The sequence below is a fragment of the bacterium genome (assembly GCA_021158245.1).
Lineage (GTDB): Bacteria > Zhuqueibacterota > QNDG01 > QNDG01 > QNDG01 > QNDG01.
This window is the reverse complement of sequence record JAGGVB010000165.1, coordinates 1-4,949: the sequence shown is the minus strand read 5'-3', so window position 1 is coordinate 4,949 and position 4,949 is coordinate 1. Positions and strand designations below refer to the sequence as shown.

Annotated in this window: 5 protein-coding genes; all 5 read right to left on the bottom strand. The window is 42.1% G+C overall.

Translation table 11 applies throughout. The features are described from left to right. On the bottom strand, positions 1–724 hold a 724-nt coding region (locus tag J7K93_08700), incomplete at its 3' end, for an alanine--tRNA ligase (GenBank protein MCD6117080.1). Positions 725–737: 13 nt separating this feature from the next. Next, the gene (locus tag J7K93_08695) at positions 738–1,370 is read right to left on the bottom strand and encodes a RecX family transcriptional regulator (GenBank protein ID MCD6117079.1); all 633 of its coding nucleotides are present in this window, start codon (positions 1,368–1,370) and stop codon (positions 738–740) included. 9 nt (positions 1,371–1,379) lie between these two features. After that, entirely contained in the window at positions 1,380–2,429 is a 1,050-nt protein-coding gene (recA, locus tag J7K93_08690) for a recombinase RecA (protein MCD6117078.1), read from the bottom strand. Positions 2,430–2,432: 3 nt separating this feature from the next. After that, positions 2,433–3,002 carry an RNA 2',3'-cyclic phosphodiesterase gene (gene thpR, locus J7K93_08685; protein MCD6117077.1) on the bottom strand — a complete coding sequence of 190 codons (570 nt, stop codon included), beginning with the start codon at positions 3,000–3,002 and terminating at the stop codon, positions 2,433–2,435. Positions 3,003–3,393: 391 nt separating this feature from the next. Next, a partial coding sequence (locus tag J7K93_08680; GenBank protein ID MCD6117076.1) for a T9SS type A sorting domain-containing protein occupies positions 3,394–4,949 on the bottom strand: 1,556 nt, incomplete at its 5' end.

Sequence of the window (4,949 nt, the reverse complement as noted above, 5' to 3'; positions counted from 1 at the left end):
GAACTGCTGCTGCACGCTCAAGGCCAAGCCCGGTATCAACATGCTTATTCGGCAGGGGAACTAAGCTTCCGTCCTCTTTATGCTCATACTGAATGAAAACAAGATTCCACAGCTCAATGATTCTGGCACACCCTCCGTTTACAGTGCATTTATGCCCGGGAATGTGCTGCTTGTCACAATAGCCTTCTCCAAGGTCAATATGAATTTCAGAACAGGGGCCACATGGGCCTGTTGCACCCATCTCCCAGAAATTATCTTTTTTCCCGAACTTTAAGATATGGGAATTATCAATATCCGTCTCTTTTTCCCATATCTCTTCAGCTTCGCTGTCATCCTGATAAACTGTTGCATACAGCCGATCTCCGGGCAGGCCCCATACCTTTGTAACCAGGTCCCACGCCCATTTTATTGCATCTTCCTTGTAGTAATCTCCAAAAGACCAGTTACCGAGCATCTCAAAAAAAGTGTGGTGATATGTATCATTTCCAACAGCCTCAAGGTCATTGTGCTTGCCGCTTACGCGTATGCACTTCTGTGAGTCAACTGCTCTATTGTAGGGGCGTGTCCCTGTATTGAGGAAAACATCCTTAAACTGATTCATGCCTGCATTTGTAAAAAGCAGGCTAGGATCATTCTGCGGCACAACAGGAGAGCTCTTAACAATCTTATGCCCTCTATCCTTAAAAAAATCAATAAATGACTGTCTTACTTCATTTGCTTTCATAATCCTCTTTCTTTTATTGCCATTCATTTTCAACAACATCTTTTATGATTTCAAAAGAAAATCCCCTTCTGCGGAGAAAATCAAAAAGGCGTTTTTTGTCTTTTTCATTATCCTTTGAATAGTGTTTTGACTTCTTTTTAACCAGCGATGCTGCAACTTCCCGTTCATGCAAGTCTCCGTAGGAAATTTCAACTGCATTCTGTGCAGTCTCAGTATCAATGTTATGGCGGATCAGTTCATTAATAATATAACTCTTTGAAGCTGGTTTTGTAACCATTCTTGATATTACAAAGCTCTTTGCAAATTCCTTATCGTTTAAATATCCTTTATTAATGAACTCTTCTGTAACAGCATCGACAATTTCCGGAGAATATCTGCTTTGCTTCAGCCTGCTTTTAAACTCGCTGATACTTCTTGCTCTGTATGAGAGGAGAAGAAATCCCTTTTCTTTTGCTCCGGAAAACTCTTCCGCCCTTTTTATTTCAGACAGCTCTTCCTCTGTAAGCTCCCTGCCCCTGAAAATTTTATACTCAAGTGCAACATCATTCCTGACGCCAAATGCAAAAGCGCCGTCTATATAAATATTAAGCCTGTCCTTCCTCTTTTTCTGAGGTTCTACCTTTGTTATTGTGCATAAATCTGCCATTACAAAAATCTATTTTTTCTCTTTATCAATACTGCTCTCTTTTTTCTCTTCTTTAATCAGCCCGAGTTTTAACTTAACTTCTTTTTCTATCTTGTCAAAAAGGTCTTTGTTCTCCTCTTTAACAAGAAATCTCTTAATATTCTCCCGCCCCTGGCCGAGACGCTCACCTCCGAAAGAATACCATGTACCGCTTTTCTCAACAACTCCGAGATCAACACCGAAATCAAGGAGCTCTCCGATTTTTGAGATTCCCTGCCCGTACATAATATCAAATTCCGCTGTACGGAAAGGCGGTGCAACTTTATTTTTAACTACCTTAACCTTTGTTCTGTTTCCCACAACTTCAGTGCCCTCTTTTATCGCTCCGATTCTTCTGATATCCATGCGTACACTTGAATAAAACTTCAGGGCTTTCCCGCCTGTAGTAGTTTCCGGATTTCCGAACATAACGCCTATTTTCATTCTTATCTGGTTGATAAAAACAACACAAGTGCGGGACTTGCTTATTGCACCTGTTAATTTTCGGAGAGCCTGAGACATAAGCCTTGCCTGAAGCCCCATCTGAGCGTCACCCATTTCGCCCTCAATTTCAGCTCTCGGCACAAGTGCGGCAACAGAATCTATCACAATCACGTCAATTGCTCCGCTTCTTACAAGGGTCTCTGTTATTTCAAGCGCCTGCTCGCCCGTATCAGGCTGGGATACCAGCAGGTCGTCAATTTTAACACCGAGAGCTCTGGAATAAGCTGCATCCATTGCGTGTTCCGCATCAATAAACGCGGCTATACCGCCTTTTTTCTGAGCTTCTGCTACTATATGAAGAGCAAGGGTAGTTTTTCCCGAAGATTCGGGCCCGAAAACTTCCACAACTCTCCCCCTCGGCACTCCCCCGATTCCGAGCGCAAGATCAATACCTATGGATCCTGTTGAAATAAATGCTACATTTTCAATACCTTTTGTGTCGCCAAGCCTCATAACAGAACCTTTGCCGAACTGCCTGTCAATCTGGGTAATTGCAAGTTCAATTGCTTTGAGTTTGTCTTGTGATTTCTCAGCCATATTTTATCCTCTTAAATTTATTGTGTTCAATACAGAATGTATCGGCCCGTGCGAATCAAGCACGCTCTTCATCACATGCACAGCCTCAGCATTAAAAATCTGCGGCTTAAAATCGTTTTTATTCATACTTTCTGCAACGTGTTCTATTCCCTTTAAAGAACGCACTCGCCCGATAGTTAAATGTCCGGAGAATTGCCTTTTGTCTTTTTCAATCCCGATTTTTTCAAGAGACTGATCTACTGCATATGCAAGCTCCCTGAGTTTATCAGAACCCCTGGAAATACCGAGCCAAAGCACTTTTGGCCTGCTTAAATTCGGGAATGCCCCTGTACCTCCGATCTCCACAGGAAACTGAAAGAATGAAGCCACAGCTTCTGCTGTATGAGACGCAATCTCTTCAATGAAAGTTTTCTCCACATCTCCGATAAATTTCAAAGTAAGATGCATATTATCAGGAGAAACCCATTTTACGTCACCGCCCCGGGCCTTGAGCTCTTTAATAAAGCCACCCACTGTTTTTTTTACAGAAAGCGGAACAGGTACGCATATAAATGTACGTATTTTTGATGACATTATCTAATAAAGTAAAATTTTATTACTTAAAAAGCAAGTTAAATCAGAGGCTTTCCGGATTTCACGGGGCGGGGCAGGATTTAATCCGGCAGTTGCCGGATTTCATGGGGTTGGGATGAGCAGGGCTTACATGGGACAGCATGGTATTGCATGGGATGAAATGGGATAGCATGGGATGGGTTGGGTATGGGTTAAAATTGTGTAAATTTCAAGTGGAGTTCATCCGGCAACACTCAAACCTAAGCCTTACTATATCTCACAACCATTGCCGGATTTTATAAAAGGCTTACGCCTTAAATACCTATACACATCAGCCCGGAACTGCTATGGAAAGCAGATCCGGGCTGTGCTTATAAGATAAAAAGGAGAAAGAGTAAAGCCTCATCATTATCTATTTCATAAAAACAGCTTTCTTCATACTTCTGAAACTGCCGCTCTGCATGATGTAATAGTAGATTCCTGTACTAACCTGAATCCCATTGTCATTTTTTCCATCCCATATAATCTGATGCTGCCCTGCCTGAACGTAATCATCAACAAGGGTTCGTATTTTTTTACCAAGAGCATTATATATTTCTATTCTAACCTGTGCTGATTTTGGTGTGGAATACGATATTACTGTTTCAGGATTAAACGGGTTTGGATAGTTTTGTGTTAATGCAAATTCTGTCGGAACTTTTGTATCTTCTTCAACATCAGAATCAACAGAGAAATTAGCTGTAACACTCTTTGGTGCATCCATTGTTATGGTTGTTGGTTTGGTTGTTCCTGTCAGATCACCTGACCAACCGTCCCATTTATATCCATCATTTACTGTCACATCTACACTTGCAGTTGCGCCTTCATCATACCATGCACCAGGAGGAGCAGGTGTTATATCCCCTCCTTCATCAGGATTTTCTGCTGTTGTAAGATAGTACTGGGTCTTCCAGCTTGCATCTTCTGTAATAGGATTGTTCATTGTTACTGTGTATGATGCTTCTGTTCCTGTGTATGATCCTTCACCTGTGCCTGTCCAACCTGTAAATATATATCTGGTCCCAGAACTGCCTGACTCAGGTGTTGTTACTGCAAAGGTAGCACTTGTTCCTTCATCATACCATCCATCTCCTGTGGGTGAACCGTAACTTGAATTTACTGTAAGCTGATACTGGGTTGTAAAATTTGCTGTTACTGTTTCATCTGAACTAGGTACTGTGTATGCATGGCTTTGGTCTCCTCCGTCGCTCCAACTGGAATATACATATCTTATTCCTGAAGCTCCGGACTGGGGAGAACTTACTTCAATTGTGTGGCTGCTGCCTTCTGCCCAAGTAAATGTATGAGGAGCTGTGTAGGATGTACCGTCTGCTGTAAACCCAAGGCCTGAAGGACTGGTTTGTATTGTTATTGCACTTGTATTACCGCCTATGCTGAAATTAGCTGTAACGCTCTTAGGTGCATCCATTGTTATGGTTGTTGGTTTGGTTGTACCTGTCAGGTCTCCTGACCAGCCGTCCCATATATATCCATCATTTACTGTAACATCTACACTTGCAGTTGTTCCTTCATCATACCATGCACCTGGAGGAGCTGGCGTCATATCTCCGCCTTCATCAGGATTTTCTGATGTTGTAAGATAATGCTGAGTCTGCCATAATGCTGTTAAATATTTCGGAGAATTCATTACTATTGAACCTGATGTACTTGTACCTGTATAATTTCCTGTCCAGTTCTTTAAAACATATCTGGTATTTCCCTCTACATCAGGGGAGGTAACTGAAAAATGCGCTGTTGTGCCTGCATCATACCAATTCTGACCCTGAGGATTGCCATGATCAGAAGAAACCCTCAGATAATACTGCCTCTTAAAATTAGCAGTGACTACCTGACTGGAGCTTGTTACAGTATAGGTATGAGTCCTGTTACCGCCGTCACTCCAGGATACATAACTGTACATATCTCCTG